At 28.0% G+C, this 19,526-nt stretch carries 16 protein-coding genes; 1 reads left to right on the top strand and 15 read right to left on the bottom strand.

Annotation, left to right across the window (positions count from 1 at the left end):
- Positions 1-2 precede the first annotated feature (2 nt).
- From Q0E86_RS02875 to Q0E86_RS02805, 15 genes are all read right to left on the bottom strand, one after another.
- Positions 3-1,214, bottom strand: a complete 1,212-nt coding sequence (locus Q0E86_RS02875; RefSeq protein WP_295754427.1) for a hypothetical protein — start codon at positions 1,212-1,214, stop codon at positions 3-5.
- A complete protein-coding gene (locus tag Q0E86_RS02870; RefSeq protein ID WP_295754426.1) occupies positions 1,211-2,710 on the bottom strand; it encodes a lipopolysaccharide biosynthesis protein in 1,500 nt (499 codons plus the stop codon). The genes Q0E86_RS02875 and Q0E86_RS02870 overlap by 4 nt, the downstream gene beginning before the upstream one ends.
- Positions 2,688-3,812: a polysaccharide pyruvyl transferase family protein gene (locus Q0E86_RS02865; RefSeq protein ID WP_295754425.1), complete on the bottom strand. Its 1,125-nt coding sequence runs from the start codon at positions 3,810-3,812 to the stop codon at positions 2,688-2,690. The genes Q0E86_RS02870 and Q0E86_RS02865 overlap by 23 nt, the downstream gene beginning before the upstream one ends.
- Complete coding sequence (locus Q0E86_RS02860) at positions 3,809-4,960, bottom strand: glycosyltransferase (protein ID WP_295754424.1); 1,152 nt, start codon at positions 4,958-4,960, stop codon at positions 3,809-3,811. Before Q0E86_RS02860 ends, Q0E86_RS02865 begins: the two co-directional genes overlap by 4 nt.
- A complete protein-coding gene (locus Q0E86_RS02855; protein ID WP_295754423.1) occupies positions 4,920-6,392 on the bottom strand; it encodes an O-antigen polysaccharide polymerase Wzy family protein in 1,473 nt (490 codons plus the stop codon). The genes Q0E86_RS02860 and Q0E86_RS02855 overlap by 41 nt, the downstream gene beginning before the upstream one ends.
- Complete coding sequence (locus Q0E86_RS02850; protein WP_295754421.1) at positions 6,393-7,547, bottom strand: glycosyltransferase family 1 protein; 1,155 nt, start codon at positions 7,545-7,547, stop codon at positions 6,393-6,395.
- 13 nt (positions 7,548-7,560) lie between these two features.
- Positions 7,561-8,415: an NAD-dependent epimerase/dehydratase family protein gene (locus Q0E86_RS02845; RefSeq protein ID WP_295754420.1), complete on the bottom strand. Its 855-nt coding sequence runs from the start codon at positions 8,413-8,415 to the stop codon at positions 7,561-7,563.
- The gene (locus Q0E86_RS02840) at positions 8,415-9,551 is read right to left on the bottom strand and encodes a biotin carboxylase (protein ID WP_295754419.1); all 1,137 of its coding nucleotides are present in this window, start codon (positions 9,549-9,551) and stop codon (positions 8,415-8,417) included. The genes Q0E86_RS02845 and Q0E86_RS02840 overlap by 1 nt, the downstream gene beginning before the upstream one ends.
- Positions 9,552-9,566: 15 nt before the next feature.
- The gene (locus Q0E86_RS02835) at positions 9,567-10,166 is read right to left on the bottom strand and encodes a sugar transferase (RefSeq protein WP_295754418.1); all 600 of its coding nucleotides are present in this window, start codon (positions 10,164-10,166) and stop codon (positions 9,567-9,569) included.
- Positions 10,167-10,177: 11 nt separating this feature from the next.
- On the bottom strand, positions 10,178-11,290 hold the full coding sequence (locus tag Q0E86_RS02830) for a hypothetical protein (protein ID WP_295754417.1): 1,113 nt from the start codon (positions 11,288-11,290) through the stop codon (positions 10,178-10,180).
- 15 nt (positions 11,291-11,305) lie between these two features.
- Entirely contained in the window at positions 11,306-11,977 is a 672-nt protein-coding gene (locus Q0E86_RS02825; RefSeq protein ID WP_295754416.1) for a PIG-L deacetylase family protein, read from the bottom strand.
- Between the two features lie 16 nt (positions 11,978-11,993).
- Complete coding sequence (locus Q0E86_RS02820) at positions 11,994-13,901, bottom strand: nucleoside-diphosphate sugar epimerase/dehydratase (RefSeq protein WP_295754415.1); 1,908 nt, start codon at positions 13,899-13,901, stop codon at positions 11,994-11,996.
- 483 nt (positions 13,902-14,384) lie between these two features.
- On the bottom strand, positions 14,385-15,728 hold the full coding sequence (locus Q0E86_RS02815) for a P-loop NTPase fold protein (RefSeq protein WP_295754413.1): 1,344 nt from the start codon (positions 15,726-15,728) through the stop codon (positions 14,385-14,387).
- Between the two features lie 15 nt (positions 15,729-15,743).
- Positions 15,744-16,661, bottom strand: coding sequence for an HNH endonuclease (locus Q0E86_RS02810; protein ID WP_295754412.1), 918 nt, complete (start codon positions 16,659-16,661; stop codon positions 15,744-15,746).
- A gap of 1 nt (position 16,662) precedes the next feature.
- Positions 16,663-18,591, bottom strand: a complete 1,929-nt coding sequence (locus tag Q0E86_RS02805) for an AAA family ATPase (protein ID WP_295754411.1) — start codon at positions 18,589-18,591, stop codon at positions 16,663-16,665.
- Between the two features lie 254 nt (positions 18,592-18,845).
- Between Q0E86_RS02805 and Q0E86_RS02800 the strand changes: the two genes are divergently transcribed.
- A complete protein-coding gene (locus Q0E86_RS02800; RefSeq protein WP_295754410.1) occupies positions 18,846-19,298 on the top strand; it encodes a type II toxin-antitoxin system PemK/MazF family toxin in 453 nt (150 codons plus the stop codon).
- Positions 19,299-19,526 lie beyond the last annotated feature (228 nt).

Genomic DNA, 19,526 nt, shown 5'->3' with positions numbered 1-19,526 from the left:
AATTACCTCACTTTTCTATTTTTAAATGCTTTTTTTAATAAATTAATAGTTTCTTCTTGTCTATATTCCATGTCAAAATATTTTATAATAAGTTTATTTTGATTTTTTAAATTGTTTTTGTTCTTAATATCTTCATCTACATAATTTAACCATTCATTAGAAGAATCAATTTTAATTAACTCACAATCTTTAGTTATTTTATCTAAGTCATTTAAAATACCGATTTTTCCGCTATAAAGAATCTTAACACCGGCAGTTAAATATTCTGCAATTTTAGTTGGAGCTGCAACAGAATTCACTATACTGTCATCTCTAATTATAATACCTAAATTCGTAAGAGCTAAATAATACTTCATTTCATAATGAGGAACTTTTTTTATTGTAATTTTCTCTCTTAATTCTTTTGGTAGCGAATTGACTTCATCAAAATCCCCATTAGACAATATAAAAAATCTAACATCTCTATCAAAATCAAAGATACTTCTGATTGTATCCATTAATTTATTTGATAATTGCCATGCTTCTGTTGAACCAACATAAGTGATTACATATTGATTTTCTAAATAATTTTCTCTTTTTTTTATTTTTTTCAAATAATCTTCATCTAATTTTTCTGCACTATATAAAGTTGGTATAATTGAATAAGGTATATTATCTAAATATCCATATTGTTGAATATCGTAATTACGCATTGAATTAGTAACAAAATTATATAAATCACAATGACTCTTTGAATATAAAATTGATTTTTTCTTAATCCTTCTATTTAAAGAATATATAGGACTATTTGAATTTTTCATTAATGATTCTTCAATAGGTAATCCTCGATTATCAAATAGTATACGACTATTTTCAAAAGTATAAAATCCTTTTGCCCCTATATATGTGGCAAAATCTCCACGACAAATCACAGCAATTTCTTCGTCTTCTTCATATTGCATTTTGATATATTTTTTAAATCTTAACACATCTAAATTTAATTGCAACATTGTTAAAGGTGGTGCTAATGTTGCAAAGGTTACATAATCATCAATATAATTAAGTATCTTTTTCTCAACATCCTTTTTGCAAGTTAAATTGTCTTGATGTCTAAACAAAACAAGTTTTACATGTTCAATATTTGGATTTGTTTTCAATTTTTTTAAATATTCTAAAACTTGCGAATCAAAAACCATTACATTATCTTCTCTATAAACCAGATAACATACTTTCATTTTAAACACTTCCTTCCTAACAACATCCCCATAGCCTTAATAGTTTCTTCCTTTCGCATTAATAAATTTAAAATAAATACGATTAACGTATCTATAATAAATATACAAAAAGCATAAACTACCCATTCGAAATATCCTTCAACCGCTACATTCACATTGTTTAAAATAAAAATAGATAATATATAAGTTATTAATGATGTTAAATATCGTTTGATTTGTTGAAACTTATTTAAATTTAAAATATTACTACTTAAAAATAATCCAAATGAAATTGATCGATATATCATTGCAAACAATGTACCAATAGCAACACCTACAAGTCCAAATAATTTGACCAATATACATGAAACAATAATATTGATTAGTGCTTCTAAATATGCTGATTTTTTTGTCTCTTTAAACTTACCAGCCGTTGTTATTATCGCATTATATGGCATTCTTAAACAATACATATATTCTGCAGTTAGTATTAAAACACCAAATAATGTTTGTTGATAATTAGCATCATTTACATTTTTCGTATATACGTGCACGAAATTAAAAATAGTTATACAAGCAGTTGAAAATATAACTGTCGATAATAAATGAATCAAACAATTATATGCATTAAAAGAACTACACAATTTTTCATTTTCTTTTAAAGCAATTATGTTTCCAAAAGCTGCACGAACTGCCTTGTCCACACATTCGATTAACGCAGTGAGGCCGGATGTAACTAATGCATAAACACTATATACAGAAACGTTACTTAAAGAAGAAAAAATTGTTAAAACAAACACATCTGTTTTAGAATGCACGAAATACGCAATTGCTTGAGCTACGCCATCCCAACGTTGTGAAATCATATCATTGTCTATTTCTAGATTAGTATTAATGTGATATTTTCTTTTCGCATAAATATTAATTGCTAAAGGTCTTAGTACAAAAAAAATAGAACTAATAAATTTAACAAATTGAATTGAATAATTTAAGTTGATTAAAACAATAGACGAGATTGTATTTAATATAATCGTGATAATTTGTACTAAAGAGTAAACGTACGATTTTTGATCTGCCTCTAGTAACATTTGATATGTTATTCCAAAAAAATATTGTGCTGCTGTACTTATTCCAACAATAATAACTAAAGAAAAAGTATATAAAAAGCTGAAGTTTCTAGTAATTATATATGGAAACAATAATGATAAAACTACAATATATAATATTGTAAAATAAGCAATCTTTTTGAAAAAACTTTCAGTAGTTTTTAAAATCACACATAAATCATGATGATTTTTTAGAGCTAATGGTTTGTATAATGCAGCTCTAATTACTCCTCCAACACCTGATTGTAATAATGTAATATAAGCAATAAAACTTGTTATCGAGTTCAATAACCCATTTGTCTCTGAACCAAATGTTTCTATAATCATTCTAGGTACAATGAATCCTGAAACAATAGTAACAAACTGTAACAACAAAGAAAAAACAATATTAATTATAGCTCTTTTTTTCACAGTTATCACCCTTTTTTTCTTTGATTAAAGAGATATATTCTAAATTTTTCATTGCTTTTTTTAGAATTTCATTTGATAACACAATTTTTTTATCATGATAATTTTCTAACATATTAAATACAATATCAGAATTAACCTTTTTTAGAGACAAACATCTTCCACTTTCACCAATTTGTTTATAATATCTCTCTACTTTTTCACGGTGAGTTGGAAATGCTAAAACAGATTTTCCCAATGATGCGGATAGTATTCCAACGTGTAATTTAGTAGTTATTACTAAATCACATTCATTTAATAGTGAAACTAAATCATGACTAGTACTATATTTATATCCTACTTTATTACTTGTAGTGATATTTTGATATGACTCATATTCATCAATACGTTTGTTTACAATACTATCATTTCCAGCAATTAAATAATATTCTGGATGAGTTTTTATAAATTTATTTAAAGCTTTAACAATATTCTTATTTATTAAAGAATCTTTTTTTTCATCTGATACCAAGTGTAAATATATAATTTTATAATTCTTTTCCTTTAGTTCTTGCATTATATTTTTCATTTCTGAATTAAGTGACAATTCATATATTCCTGAATAAATTTGTGCAGTATCACTAGTCACATATATATTACGAGTCACTCCATACTGTTCAAAATATGCTTTTGTTTCATAATCTCTAACCGTTACTACATCTGCTTTTTGTAATACATTTACAATTCTTTTTCGCAACCATTTTGACTCTATTGGACCACCTCCAACACCTAATACGTAAACTGATTTTTTGCACATAAGGAATAAATTTGGCCATAAAACATATCTGAAATATCTCTTTAAAGTATCTTTAAATGATGAAACGTCTTCACCTAAATATCCTCCAGACATCATAATTAAATAATCACATTTTAAAGCTTGAAACAACGATAATTTTTTTTCATAACCTACCTCACTTCGGCAAGTTTTTCCAATTCCATAAAACGGGATATTAAGAAAATAAGTATTTAACCCCAAATTTTGACATTGATTATAAAACATTTTTGCAAATAAAATATCTCCAAAATTTGAAGTGTTAGTTGCACCATGAATAACTACCTTTTTCAATTGTTAACCTCCATTAATTCTTGCATCCAATTTATAATATTTATTGCACGATTTTCTAAACTAAGTGTTTGCCCTTTTTTTAGAGCCCCTTCCTTTAGAAGTAAATATTTATTTTTATCAAAAAAAACTGTATCGATTGCATTTTTAATTTGATTAATATTATTTGGATCTACTCTTAAAGAACATGTATCATCTAATATATCATCATTAAATGCTAAATTAGAAGAAATAACTGGTACGCCACAAGCTAGTGCCTCGATAATTGAGTTACAGCAACCTTCATTTTGCGTAGGTAAAACAAACAAATCTACTGAACTCAAAAAATCTGGCATTCTAATGGGAGAAACACTCTCTTTAAATATGATATTATTACCCACTGGAACCTGTTCACCTTTACCAGCATATGCGATTTTAATATCTGAATGGGTTACAGATTTTTGTAAACGCAATGGTCCTTTTCTTTCAATAAAATGTCCAACAAAACCAATTATAAAATCGCTTTTATTAAAGCCAAATATTTCTCTTGATTTTTCCTTATCACGTGGGTAAAAAAAGTTTGTATCTACTCCGTTCGGGAAAACTTTAATTTTGGAATTATCAAGTACACTATTACTTATTAAAATTTCTTTGTTTTCAGTCGATACTGAGATAATACCTGTCAATTTATTTAATGCTGTTATCGTCTTTTCGCGATCATAATTATAAAAATCTTTGAATTCACTCTCACCGGCAGCAGCAAAAGTAGGAACTTTATAATACGTTCCAATAGTTGTAGCAGCTATAGCCGAAGTACCTACAAAATGTGAATATATACAATCAAATTTAATATGCTCCTTATTTATTACTTTCTTTACGGAATCAATATAATTTTGAACACTAAAATCACTAAATATGTCATTCTTAAATCTAGAAGTAAGATATAAACAAGTATATTTTGGAAAATATACATGTACTCGATTATTTTTATTGGTAGATTGTACTTCTTCATAACACGTAGATCCCTCATTAAAATGAAATCTTTTTGTTGGTGCAATTACTGTACATTCATGTCCTAAATCAACCATTTCATTAACCAGTCTTTGTAAAAAAACCAATCTACTTCTATTCTTATTTGATGGATACCCCATTGTTATAAATAGAATTCTCATTATTTCTCCCTTCCTTAATGATAAAAATATATAAAAATAAAAAAACTAAAATGTTTTGTATAGCAAAAGTATTAGTAAACCAATCTAACATCATACCTCTTGGTAATAATGGTATATATCTAAAAATATTAAATATGATTGAAAACTTTATTATACCAATAGAGTGTACATTATCAAATCTGCATAAAAATAATCCTATGGCAATATTTACTATAACTAATAATAAATATCCTCCATCATAGAATACTTCTGCTATATAAGTAGAACCAGAGCCAACTCCATTTAAATAAGATGTAGATGCATATGTATATCCATAACTTCTTAAAAAATTATCCCCGGATTGTGCATCTTCAATGTTCCTAAGTCTTACTTTTTTACCAGTAAATAATCGTGCAAAAACATTATTTTTAAGATAATATCTCAGTTCCCCTAGAACAAATGAACGCTTTCCATTTACTAACATTTCTATATCATAATCTAAATCATAAGCATTAGCTATTATTTTAACAGACCCACCTTGCGATTCTAAAAAATCTTCTACACTTTGAGTAATTGATACATCATATTCTTTTTGATCTCTAGAATATGATAAAGTTTCTAAACCGGTCATAAATATGGGAATAAGTAAAATACCCACAATTAGCATTTTTTTACTTATTTTTATATCATTAATATTATGTCTATTCCTATAATAAATATAAAAAACAGTCACAAATAGAGCACTAATTGGTTCTCCTCTTTCTCCGGACATTAAAATAATTAGTTCAAGAAATCCTAGTGTTATAAATGAAAATATGGTTTTCTTCTTATCTGGTAGTAAAGCCCAATACATAAATAAAGCGATATAATACAATGAAGCCGTATATTGTAATACTGATGGTAAAGAAGATAGATAATTATCACTAGCATAATATGTTACCCTTTTTACAAGATTATAAGTCTCAAAAGCACCTAGCAATTGACAAAAATAACTTAATATCAGAATCATAACTATTATTTGCTTTAACATTCTTGGTATATTAGAATCTTTTAATGTAATACTACAAATCTTTTTATCACTTATAGTTGACTTATTAAGATAAAAATAACTACAATTAACTAGGATTAGACATAACAATACACATTTCGAAGCATGAAGAATTGCTACTTCAGAACTTGTAAAATACGAATTTGCAAAGTAAACAAAATTGTGATTAATAATTAAACTGGTTGTATACCCACCCAATATAAATACAAAATATCCTACATTAAATGCTAATAAGGAAAAATGTTTCTTTAGATTAAATAAGCAATAAAAAAAATTAACAATCCAACATATCAACGAACAAATAGTATATACAATAGGATTATTAAGAACAATTGCACATAATAATAAAGATAATTCAAATAATATTAAAATCAAATTTTTTCTAGAAACAATAAAACTATTCATTTAATCATCCTTACTTGAAAAGTGTTTCCTAATATAAAAATCTTGAAGCCACTTTGCAGTCTCTACAATATCATAACCATTATTATGGATATATTCATACATGTCATGTCTATTAAATACTTCTATTTTTTGTAAAATTTTTCGTGCCCAATAAGCAGCACCTAAATCTAAATCTAAAAAATCTACATTACCAGTTATATCGGTTTCCGTAGTTACTCCAGTTGAAGTTATAACAGGAAGTCCTGCGGCCTGAGCTTCAACACCAACAACAGGCAAACCTTCATACAAAGATGGAAGTAAAAATAAATCCATAGCTTGCATTAAGTCAGGTACATCTGATCGGACACCTAAAAAAATAACATTATTTTCAAGATGAAGTAGTTTAACTTTTTTTTCTATTTGCTGTCGTAACTCTCCATCTCCTACAAGCATAAGTACAATATCAGATCTGATTTTTACAATTTCTTTCATGATGTCAATTTGAAAAGTATGATTTTTTTCTGTTTTAAATCGTGCTACATTTCCGATTACTATTTTATTTTCTAATCCAAATTTTTTTTTAATTTCTATACTTTTATTGTAATCAAAATAAAATTTTTTAGGATCTACACCATTTTTTATTATTTTAACTTTACCGCTTTTTATAGCATCTTCTGGAAATATCCATTTAGCTGCCATCTCAGAACAAGCAAAATAATCTGTAGCAAATTTTGGTATTGGTTTATGCAAAATATCAGTAATCTTTCCCGACAAACCAGGTCTTGATTGAGTTAAATGACTGTGTGCTATAAAACAACTTACGTTGCCATATTTTTTTGCAATAGGCATGTAAATAGCTGCTGTATTAGTCATGTGTCCATGTATTATATGATATTCGGGATGTTCAGTGAAAAACTTTTTTAATTCTCTTTGATACTCAAACAATTTCCAATAATACGTTTTCGTTAATGTTTTCAATACAGGCATCTTATATATTCTTCCACCCATACTTTCAATTTCGTCATTAAAAGAACCTTCGTAACTTGGTTCATGTTGCAAAAAATCAAATTGTACTTTAGTTCTATCTATATTTCTGTATATATTCATTATTAGTGTTTCTATTCCACCAGGGCTCATCTCCCCAACAATATTTAACACTCTAATTGGTTGATTCATATTAATTTCCTCTCTATTCAATTTCTATTCTTCTAATCGATTCTTTAAAATCAACTATACAATATTTAAAATCAAAATAATCAGACAAAGATAAATCATAACAATCATTTGCAAATGCACGTCTTATTATTTTAATTTTTTTATTACCAAGTTTTAAAATCCAATTAAACAATTTAGTGAATACAATCTTTTTATTATTATTTTCTGCAATTTCAGCAACTAAATCAGTTGTTGAAACTAACTCTTTATTTTGTGGAGTAAACACCCCCCCTAATTTATCATCAATAATAAGACGTATAAACTCACACAAATTATCAATATATATCATACTCTTCTTGTTTTTATAGTTTGGGAATATTGGAGTTAAGTGTGCAATTTTACTAATTGTATTAAAATTACCACTACATTTTTTTCCATACACAAAAGGTGGTCTAATATGTGAGACTATAAATAAATCATCACTTAATTTTTCTAATTCTAAATCTCCTTGTAATTTACTATCACCATAAAAACTGGTAGGATTTACAGAATCTCGATTCAAAACATTATCACAATAATCACCATATACATTCATTGAACTAAAGTGAATAAAATGAGATACACCATCTATTTTAGCTTTTTTACCTAATTCGTATGCTAGATCTCGATTAACTGAATAAAAAAGATTTTTCATATCTTCCTGAATATTGTTAATATGTGCAACACCTGTACAATTTATAACTGTATCAAATTTTGAAAAATCATAACTTTTCCATCTATCATCTCTAACTGAAATCGTAGACGTTTCATATTTTTCAGGATATTGATTTAACCACGCTTTTAAATTTTTACCAATATAACTATTTTTACCAATAATCAAAATATTCATTAGCTTAACTTTTCCCAGTTTTTTACCATTTCATAAAATGGTTCTAAATCATTTTCATTATAATAAAAACAACAATTTGCCTGTTTAAAATCAGCTAACCATTCACTAGGTGTAGATAATCCTAATTCCATTCTTTTACCATAATCAATTGGCTCAACCATAGCTGTAAATCCATCAGGAACTTCTTTATAGTTATCAGCACTTATGTTATTGTCTAACATACTTTTTACCCAAATGTATGGTAAAGGCATACCTGCTGCAGTTGCTGCATAACTCCATGTAGAATTTCTAAAATTGATTTCCAAAAAATATGGAACATCATTTTTATCCACTAAGAATTCAACCTCAAAAATACCTTCAAAACCAATTTCTGCAAACATTCCTTCAATAGATTTTTTCATTGACATATCATGTAAAGATTCGCATCGCATATATGGACTATAATAACCTTTAATTGGATATACATATGTTGATTTAATTGCTAATAATGTACTAGTTCCCTTATTAACAGTACATCCTTCAAATGCAATTTCCGTTTTCTTTTCTACATATTCCTGAATTAAGATAACATTACTAGTTATATGTTTATACGCTTCAACTAACTCATCTTCATTATTACAAATAAATACATCGGATTTCCATCCTCCAGCATTTGGATTAATATCCTTAGTAATAACAGGATATTTCAAACCTTCTGGAATTTCACCTACATTAACAACAACAGATTTAAGAACATTTAAACCATGTTTTTCAGCAAGGTCTAATATATTCTTTTTATCCATATATTCCATAATTCTTCCCTGTGTATTGTTTGCATTATACGTAATAAATTTATCTTTTACTTCATCTAAATGTAAATCAAAATACCCAGTTGTTTTATCATCTGAAAATAATACAAATGGTTTCTTTCCACTTTTATATATTTCACCATAATTATCGATTAATACTTTATATCCTTCTTCAATAGTATCAACACTATGAACTTTTTCAACATACTTACTCTTTGTTCCAAGTTCAACTCTATGTTTAACAGCAATATAAATAGGATTAATACCATTTTCTCCTAAACTTCTAATTACGCCTAAAGGATTATAATGATCAATCGCAAATACTATAACTAAATGTCCATTATACATAAAATACCTCTCCTCTTATTTTTTATTTCCTACTTCTTCATGATATACATTTTTACCACTTAAAACAGGAGCAATAATACTAAAGAATGTTTTTATATCTAAAAATAAACTCATATTATTAACGTAATCTGCATCCATAGTAAATTGTAAATCTCGATCTGATGAAGATCGATAGTCTATATCTACTGTACAAAACATGCCCGGCAATGCATCATATCTACGAACATACTTTTCATTTGATTTATATTCTTCAAACTCAATAGGTAATATTGGTCTAGGTCCAATAATTGCCATTTCACCTTTAATTATATTAAACATTTGTGGCAATTCATCTAGACTTGTTCTTCTTAATATATTTCCTACTTTAGTTATTCTTGCATCATCTGAACGAGTAGCAACACCACCCATTTCATAAGCATGATTGCACATTGTTCTAAATTTATATACTGTAAACACTTTTTGATTTTTACCTAAACGCTCTTGCTTAAATAAAACAGGTCCTTCACTATCAAAATGTATTAATAATGCAATTATTGCCATTGGAATGCAACAAATAATCAATCCAATAATTGACAAAACAGTATCTATAATTCTTTTACCAACCAATCTATACATTAATCAAACTCCTACTTTGAACTCATCTTTGTCTTAATATCATAAATGATCATAAAGAAAATTAGAATAAACCCTAAATAACCATTAAGTCCATATAATACATTTACTAAACCTTTATACGGAATAAAGCATGCAATAATACAACCTAAAATACCAGCAACAACAGTTATAAGTTTATATTCTTTTGTTCCTTCATGACTAATTTTTCTAACTCCAGTCCATAACAATGGTACAGCAGACGTATAAATTCCAGCACAGATAACAATAGCAAAAATCTGTGCCACAATTGGAGAAATCTGTTTTGCCAGTTCTAAAGCTGGAATGTCAGAAGCTGCAGTAACATCAATATGGCCAATTAAAGCAATACAACATACACTTGCTGCTCCAAAAATAAAAAATGTAGATAGCAGCATTCCGATATTTACATCTTTTAATTTGTTTTTAGCTCCAATTTCAGCTAAAAATGCTGCAAACCATAAGATTACAAATCCACCATATGATGCACCTGAAGCGATAGGATTTCCATTCCCCACCTGTTTCATTACATTCGTATAATTTCCTGCATCAACACTAGCCATGTTAGATGCTAAATCCGGCAACCCTGTAATTGCTGTTATGATTGAAACAAATAAAATCATAATGATAATAATAGGACCGATTTTACTTAAAGAATTCAATATCCCATCTAATCCAAAAACAACAGTAGAAATTACTAGAATAGTTAATAAAATAGCACCAACTCCAATTGGTAAACCCCATTGTTGAGAAACAGTTGAATTGGCTCCTCCACACATAACAACAAAGCTCATATAACAAAATAATGCAGAAAAATAATCAAAAAACTTTGCGGCTACATTACCAAACTTATGTCCAAATACACCACAGTAAATTCCATAAATGTCTCCACCACGTTTTAAATTTAATCTATTTCCATTTGTCGCAAAAGATAAATTTGTATATACATAAATTAAGGCAGCAACAATTATTGCTACAATAAATAAAGAGCCATATGATGCTTCATATTGAACGACTTCTTGCATAGTCGCAAACCCAGCACCTATATAAAAAGAAATACACGCTCCACAAAATCCAACAATTGCTAATATATTAATACTTTTTTTCATTAAAACAACCACCTATTAAAATACTTGAAAAACAACTTCAAAAGCTTCTGCATAATTACAGCCAGATTGAGCACCTCTATATGCTGCTAAACCTTCTAGCGCTTCATTTGAACGTGGATGTGGATAAGGACGCATTACCCCCTTATACTTTGATAATGCTTTGATTTTTAAATCGACTCCTTCTTTACCTACTTCCACAAAATAATTTGGCATGAAACGATTTGCCGAAGAATCAAATGACCATTCTGTACTAGAAAGTACTTCCATATAAAGAAGTTGTTTTAATTGAGGAAGATGTTCTCTTCTTTGAAACAATCTGCTTGCTGCTTGTACAGCATAAGAGGTTTGAACATGATCATTATTTGTATCTGAAGGATGATGTGTAATAATCGCATCAGCTGAAAAATCTTCAATACATTTCTCTACAAATTGCACTAAATCCAAATGTGCAACAGTATTCATCTTAATGTTCGGAAAGTTTGCATGATATACTTTATTAACACCCAACAAATTCAACGCCTCTTCTTCATCAGAAGTTAATGTTGAAGATAAATCTTTTCTAGCTGCAGCCTGAGATACCATAATGGCTACTGCTACATTGTGTCCTTCTTTAATTAATTTATGAATTGTAGCCCCCGCTCCTAGTACTTCATCATCAGGATGTGCTACTACTATTAAATAATTCATGTTCTTTACTTCCCTTCTATGCTACTTGCTTATTTATTTCTTCTGGTCTTCTAAATGTTGGTACAACACTTCTTAATGCTTCTCTAGCATCATTGTCATCCTCAGATTCAATTGCGTTTCTTAATACTTCAAGTTTTTTGTCAATTTCTTCTTTAGATAATGGTGTATCCTTTTCAATGAAGATCAAGTCGTTATCTGTTTTTGTTAATGTTTGACTATTGATTAATAGTTCTTCATATAATTTTTCTCCAGGACGCAATCCTGTTTCTACAATTTCAATATCATGAGCACCTGATAGTTTAATCATGTTTTGTGCTAAATCTAAAATCTTTACTGGTTGACCCATATCAAGTACAAATAATTCTCCATTGTTTGCCATAGCACCCGATTGTAGTACTAATTGACTAGCTTCTGGAATAGTCATAAAATAACGAATAATTCGTTTATCTGTTAATGTTACAGGACCACCTTTGGCAATTTGTCTTTTAAATAACGGAATTACACTTCCTGCACTTCCTAAAACATTTCCAAAACGAGTTGCACTATATTTTACTTTTCCATAAGTACTAGCAGATTGAACCATCATTTCACACATACGCTTTGTGGCTCCCATCACATTGGTTGGGTTTACTGCTTTATCAGTAGATACCATCATAAAGCGTTGTGCTTCATATTTTTCACAAAGTTCAATTAAATTCTTTGTTCCAAATACATTGTTATAAATAGCTTCCACACAATTATGTTCCATTAAAGGAACGTGTTTATGTGCAGCTGCATTGATCACAATTTGAGGATGATATTTCTTAAATACTTTTTCTAATGCTTTTTTATGTGTAATTGAACAAATCTCAATTTGAAGATTTAAATCATTGCCATAGGCAATCTTTAATTCTTGTTGTACATCATAAGCACCATTTTCATAAATATCTAAGATAATAATCAATCGTGGTTCCATCTTAGCAAGTTGTCTACAAAGTTCAGATCCAATGGATCCTCCACCACCAGTAATTAAAATTACCTTATCTTTATAATAAGCATTCGTAGCTTCATTTGTGACAGCTAATGGTTTTCTAAACAACAATTCTTCAATATCAAATTCTCTTAAGTTACGCTTACTTCCTGCTGTATAAAGTGTTGGATAGTCATATACCTTTACTTTATATCCAGCATTCTTATAATGTTCATATAAACATTTCTTTTTGTTTACATCCATAGTTGGAATCGCAAATACAATTTCCTGTACTTCATAAGCCTTTAACTTTTCTAAAGTCGTATCATCCGCATACCATACTGGAATGCCATGCACTTCTCTACCGGCTTTGTCTTTATTAATATCAATAAAACAACGTGGTGTATAAACTGCATTTTCATCATTTAATAAATCTTCTGCAAAACTAGCACCAACACGGCCTGCACCAACAATCGCAATCTTGATTTTTTGAACTTCTTTATTCGTATCCGTTTCAATATTTGAAAATCTATATAGTAACTTAGCAAGAAACTTACCTTTTTTCGTTACGTTATCACTATATAAATAACAATATCTATAAATCATACGAATTGTAATTGAACCCAATAAGTTTACACATACTAAACTTAGCGTTCTCGCAAAACTCATTCGTTGAATTGGCATTGCCATTTGAACTACATATAGAAGTATAAATGCGATACCATCTGAAACAATCATACGAATATAGCCTTGAATACCGCCATAACGCCAAATCTGACCATAAATATGTCCAATTAAACGACATACAAAGATAATCGCAAATGCCAGGATTGTTAGTTTTAAAGATTCTGAATTTGTTAATGATTCGTTTCCACCATACAACCATATTAATAATAAGGAAGATATCGCATAAACAATCACATCATACACAACCAAAGACCAACGCGTATTATTTTCTTTTCTATTTTTACTCATCCAAATCTCCCATTCCATAAAAAAAACTCGCAAAAAACACGAGTCAATACATAATCATTCTATAAATAGATACACTTCTCCCTACCTAAAGCAAATAAAAAGATGAACAATTCAATTAAAAATGCGGAAAACCAGCTATTTTTAATATTCTATACATGTACCCTATAAATATTGATTCCAAAAAATAACCGTACCCTTCCCAAGAATAACAGTTGCTAATATATTTTACCCTAATATAAACCATTGTCAATGAACATTAGTTACTTAAACTTAGGTTAAAACATTAAATATATTTAATATTACCCATATTTAAATACATAAACATTATATAACAATTCAAAAATATTTTTTAGTAAATTTACTTTATATAAAGACATTTATCAATAAAGTTAACAACTGTTTTATAACCATAGTAATGTAATCGGTTACACTTAATATATGTCGAATTCTCTATCTTTCAGCAATCAACCAATATATTGTTCCTTATTCGTCATCATAACACGAATAATTACTTAAAGAACTTTCAACATACTGAATAAATTTTTTAGAATCTTTCGTAAAAACCATTGCTCCTATAACGGTACTAGTATAATTATATGTATAATTCTTTATAAAAATCGCATCATACAAATCTTTTAAGTCCTGTTTTATTTCAAGATAATTATTTATACCTGCATCTTTATTTATGTCCATGCCATTTCTTAATTGATAAATTACATATTCACCCAAATCATTCATATATAGGTCTAATAATGGTTGAATGTTTTTACCTTCAATAAATTCATCATGCAAAGTTATATTTGTGATTTTCAACGCTAAACAAAGCGTAACTATATATTTAAACATAAAGTCTTCCGTTTCATTAAAATAACTTTTCATTCCAGATACTTTCACTGAATCATAAAATTTACAAAGCTCTCTTAAAGACATGTTAAAAGTTTGTTGTATTCTCATCAACACTCTATCAATTTCAACATTATTACTTAGATTTAAAGAATTATAATACTTAGTAGTATTTATTGGAGTTAAAGATATACGTAAATCAAAGAAACGATCCAAGTATCTACATGCATCAAAATTATTACCATAAAAGTTCTTTATTGTATGTTGTAGTTGTTCCAAATTTGCAGAAAAAACAAATGTAATACGATCATTTATAAAATAATGTTCAATACGTTCTAGTAAGCGAACGGCATAACTTGGTCTACATCGATCTAATTCATCAATAAAAATAACAATTTTTTCTGCGTTCTTGAACAAACCTTCTTCGAAGAATTTTGTTATAGTTGTGTTCAATCCTTGACTCTTATAAATTACATCCAAGAAATCCTTACCTTTTGCACATTTTAAAACATTAGAAATTGGTCTATCCATAATCGCATCTGCAATTGCTAAAATTAAATCAGCAATACATTCCTTATCAAATTTATTCGTTTTTAAATCCAATTGTTGAGCAAGTCGATAAATCAATGATAAAATTGGATCTTCTTCTGAATCATTTTCCCATGCATCAAAATATACAGCTAATAACTGATTATCGTGTAGTTCATCAAAAGAATTTAATTTTTTCGTTATTTCTAGTATAGATTGTGCAAGATTCCTATCTATATTGCTTAAAGAATTGTTCGCATTAATTAGTAAAGCACATTGCTTCACAAAAAATGTTTTACCACTACCCCACCGACCATCAAGTGCAATGCTATTCATTGAATTTTGAGTGCTTAATAAATGACAAAAGCTATTTAACTCTGCATTTCTATCTAGTATATCTTCTTTAATTGTTAAAAGTAAATTTTCATCTGTTGGTAATAATACTGATTTTTTCATTTCAACCTCCTACATCTATTCAAACTTTTCACCATAATATATATCAAATAAATCTTCATATATATCATGCATTAATTTTGCTAATGGTCTTTTACCAAAGGATTCTTCATCTATATAATTACCAAACACTAATTTATATAATTCTTCTTTAGAATCAAATAGATCTTTGTATTCTGTACATAAATAATCAAGATAATCTGGATTGAAAATCATTGTTTTCTTTATGCATTCCTGCACAACATCTGTATGCAATTGATATACTTCATCTAACATCATAGCTTTTATATTTTGATTAAAATCTTTATCTCCATCTAACTCTATTTTTAAATCCTTATCATTAAATAGATAATCCATTCCAATTATTGAAAAATCAAAGTTTACCAAATCATTCGTTTTATATTTTTTATCATGAGGCGAATACTTAATTTCATTTTCTCCCTTAGCATGATTACAACTACTGCAAACCGGAATCAAATTATAAAAAGAAACTGCCAACAAAGGATATTTATTTTTGTTAAAGAAGTGATCAAATTGACACATTGTCCTTTCTTTAGTAGAGTTTACAAAATTTCTATTACAATACGGACATACAGTAATTCCTAAACTATCCATAAATTCCAATCTATACTTTTTATCCGAAAATCTTTCTTTGTATAAATAATCAATAAGAAAGTCTTTATCATCATCAGGGATATTTTCTCTTTCAAGAATACTCACAATTTTTGTTAACGTCTCAAAATCCGCCTTTACAACTTCTCCAAAGCTAAGACTTTTACCATCAATAATAATATGTTTTTGACACCATTCATTTATTCGTATCAAATTTCGCTTGTATTCATTTTTATTCTTTTGACTAGGTTTTCTTTTTAATAAATCACCACATAGTTTTTGAACCACATCTTTTTCATTACCTTTAAAACGCACCGGTATCATATTATTCACCTTCTAATTGCTTGATTCTTTCTCTATATAACTTAATTTTCTTTTCTTTTAAACTCATTTCATCATTAAATTTAACTCTTACCAACATAGAAATCAGCTTTTCTCGAATCAAAGGTTCACCAATCATAGATATTTCTTGTTTTAATCGATTAATACGCTCAGCATCTAATTTATCCACATTTCTTACTTTGTCAATCAAAGTTTGAATTTTCCCTTTTGCAAATTGACCAACCTGACCTTGTTTCTCCAAGAAAAAAGCATCATCAAATAACTTATATATATTTGTACCAAAAGTTTCCTTATGATTTTCTTTTCCATCTATAACCAATTTTCCATCTTGATGCTTCAAATATATAATGTTTGATCTAGGCATATCCGATAATACAATAGGACTATGTGTTGTAAATATAATCTGAACATTTTTACCTTTAAAGTTTAGTTTCGCTTCTTGAATCAAATAATACAACAATTTTTGTTGCCAACTCGGATGGCAATATAAATCAATTTCATCAATCAACAATAAAATGTTATCAAATAGACTTTTTTCTATTTCTGTTTGAATTTTATTAAAATATGGAAGTATATGCATCCATGAGAAAAAGTTTAGTAAAGCTCTTTCTCCACTAGAAAAATCAAGTCCTCCAATGTCAATATATTTTAAAACAAACGAACTTTCGCTATTTAAAAATGCGTCCTCAACTAAATCCAAAAATTCAGAAAGCTCTTTACTTTTCGGTTTAATGATTTTATTAAAAACATAACCCGAATCATCCCTAGGCAATAAACAAGGATACTGCATACAATTATTTAAGCATTTTTCATAAGCCTTTATTTCATTATAGGCATTCTTAAAATACAAAGTATCGTTTATAGATTTTACATTTGATTCAATATATTCAATCATTTCTTGGTTACTACCAAATACTCCTATATTTTTTATACCTTTATATGTGATTAATTCAAAAAGCAAATTTTCGTATAAATTTAAAGCTATATCAACATTGTGTGATTCTCCCTCAACTTTTACTATTGATTTTACCCATGTATCACGAAATGAAATCAGACCAGATTCATCCTTTTTATAATGATTCAAATACTCTTCATCCCATTTATCTAAATACACCTTAACATTTTTAAATGAAATCGTTATATCTCGATTCACGAGATTTTCAAATATACTTTTTTCATTCTTACTTAAAATATATTTTGTATACCACAGATCTAATATATTCTGAAAATCCTTTGTATCTTTATATCCAGATAAAATGGTAGGTATTTTATTAAACGCATCATATTTCGATTTATCAAAACAAACGCTTTTTTCAAAAAATGAATTTTTCAACCCATTTATGGTATTTGGATTTAACGTAATCGTATCAAGACGCCCCTGTTTTGATATTTCGTTTTTTGAATATAAACTATTTGTTAAAGAGATTTTAGTCATATTCTTAAATCCAGTATTATTTTTTAAGTTATCAATAAATTCTTTATCTTTATTAACATTAATATACTTTATCCGTGGATCTTTAAATTCTATAAAATTATTAATACTATGATAACAAACCAATTCATCGCCATCTTTATAAATCACGATTTGTTTCTTATATTCAAACTCATCCATATAATAATCATAGTATTCTTTATTTTTATTTTGTTTTACACTTAAACCTGATAAAAGAATATAATCCAAAAGAGTAGTTTTTCCTGCACCATTTTCACCAACTATAGCTGTGATATTCGTAATACACCTATCTTTATCAAAAAAATCATCTGAAACCGCTACCTCTTGTTTGTTTTCAGAAAGTTCATAATAGCCATCTTTATAATTAACCTCAAAATCATAATTTGGAGAAAAATTAAAACCACTTTTTTCGATAAAGTTACTTCTTGATAAATTTACATACAAAAACACCAATTCCATGTTCAGACCTCTCTTCATTTTCTGTTATAAAAATTGTAACATTTTTATAACCAAATCCATCAAAAAAATAAAAAAATGAAACATTCCAAATTTAGAAATCATATTTCAGAAACTGATTCTCTTATTATTCGATCAAAAATTTGTTTACATGATGCTTTTGTTTATAAAAGTTTAAGCTTAATTCAAATTAATGCCACTCATAATGTCAATTATTCATATACCATATTAGGAAAACAAGAGGAGGAAATATAAGAATGAACATTGAACTCGAGCACATTCAAAGAATGTTGGATTGGCTGAAAACCAAACTTTATTTAGATTCTATTGCACAAAATGCAAGTACAAGAACTATAAAAAGAGGACAAGTTTATCGCTGTAATTTTGGTTGCGGTATTGGAAATGAAGTGCAAAAAGAAAGACCAGCACTCATTATTCAAAATAACGTTGCGAATTCACACTCAGGTAATACAATTGTAATTCCGATCACCCATGACAATAGCACATTACCTTGTGTAGCTAATATTACCCCACAAACAGATAGCATGGGCACGATTATTTTAGATGGTCAAGCAAACACATCCAATATAATGTGTGTTAGCAAAGCAAGACTAGGAGATTATATTTGTTCATTGCCAATGACAGATATGAAAAAATCGATAAAGCCATTGCTAAAACAGTTGGTCTATTCGTTTACTATTTTGATTTAAAAAACCGTTTGAATGACAAATTAAACTACATCACGAAAATAAAAGGCCAGCGTAATAAAGCACAGGATGAACTATCAGAAATAAGAAAAATTCTTGAATTATCAGATGATATCTCATTAAGAGAATATATTTTAAATTTAAAATCATCTATTCCCGTTTTCGACAGTTATATAACGCAACAATGAGCGCAAACCTTTTGTTTAAAGGCCTTACGCTCATTTTTTACTT

It is taken from the genome of uncultured Holdemanella sp. (assembly GCF_934754935.1).
In the GTDB taxonomy this organism is placed as follows: Bacteria; Bacillota_I; Bacilli_A; order Erysipelotrichales; family Erysipelotrichaceae; genus Holdemanella.
This window is presented reverse-complemented; position numbering and strand designations above follow the sequence as displayed.

What these genes read in the sequence shown, in the direction of transcription:
- Q0E86_RS02875 (WP_295754427.1), bottom strand. Translation starts at nt 1,214, where the DNA reads ATGAAAGTATGTTATCTGGTTTATAGAGAAGATAATGTAATGGTTTTT.
- Q0E86_RS02860 (WP_295754424.1), bottom strand. Translation starts at nt 4,960, where the DNA reads ATGAGAATTCTATTTATAACAATGGGGTATCCATCAAATAAGAATAGA.
- Q0E86_RS02855 (WP_295754423.1), bottom strand. Translation starts at nt 6,392, where the DNA reads ATGAATAGTTTTATTGTTTCTAGAAAAAATTTGATTTTAATATTATTT.
- Q0E86_RS02850 (WP_295754421.1), bottom strand. Translation starts at nt 7,547, where the DNA reads ATGAATCAACCAATTAGAGTGTTAAATATTGTTGGGGAGATGAGCCCT.
- Q0E86_RS02845 (WP_295754420.1), bottom strand. Translation starts at nt 8,415, where the DNA reads ATGAATATTTTGATTATTGGTAAAAATAGTTATATTGGTAAAAATTTA.
- Q0E86_RS02840 (WP_295754419.1), bottom strand. Translation starts at nt 9,551, where the DNA reads ATGTATAATGGACATTTAGTTATAGTATTTGCGATTGATCATTATAAT.
- Q0E86_RS02835 (WP_295754418.1), bottom strand. Translation starts at nt 10,166, where the DNA reads ATGTATAGATTGGTTGGTAAAAGAATTATAGATACTGTTTTGTCAATT.
- Q0E86_RS02830 (WP_295754417.1), bottom strand. Translation starts at nt 11,290, where the DNA reads ATGAAAAAAAGTATTAATATATTAGCAATTGTTGGATTTTGTGGAGCG.
- Q0E86_RS02825 (WP_295754416.1), bottom strand. Translation starts at nt 11,977, where the DNA reads ATGAATTATTTAATAGTAGTAGCACATCCTGATGATGAAGTACTAGGA.
- Q0E86_RS02820 (WP_295754415.1), bottom strand. Translation starts at nt 13,901, where the DNA reads ATGAGTAAAAATAGAAAAGAAAATAATACGCGTTGGTCTTTGGTTGTG.
- Q0E86_RS02815 (WP_295754413.1), bottom strand. Translation starts at nt 15,728, where the DNA reads ATGAAAAAATCAGTATTATTACCAACAGATGAAAATTTACTTTTAACA.
- Q0E86_RS02810 (WP_295754412.1), bottom strand. Translation starts at nt 16,661, where the DNA reads ATGATACCGGTGCGTTTTAAAGGTAATGAAAAAGATGTGGTTCAAAAA.
- Q0E86_RS02805 (WP_295754411.1), bottom strand. Translation starts at nt 18,591, where the DNA reads ATGGAATTGGTGTTTTTGTATGTAAATTTATCAAGAAGTAACTTTATC.
- Q0E86_RS02800 (WP_295754410.1), top strand. Translation starts at nt 18,846, where the DNA reads ATGAACATTGAACTCGAGCACATTCAAAGAATGTTGGATTGGCTGAAA.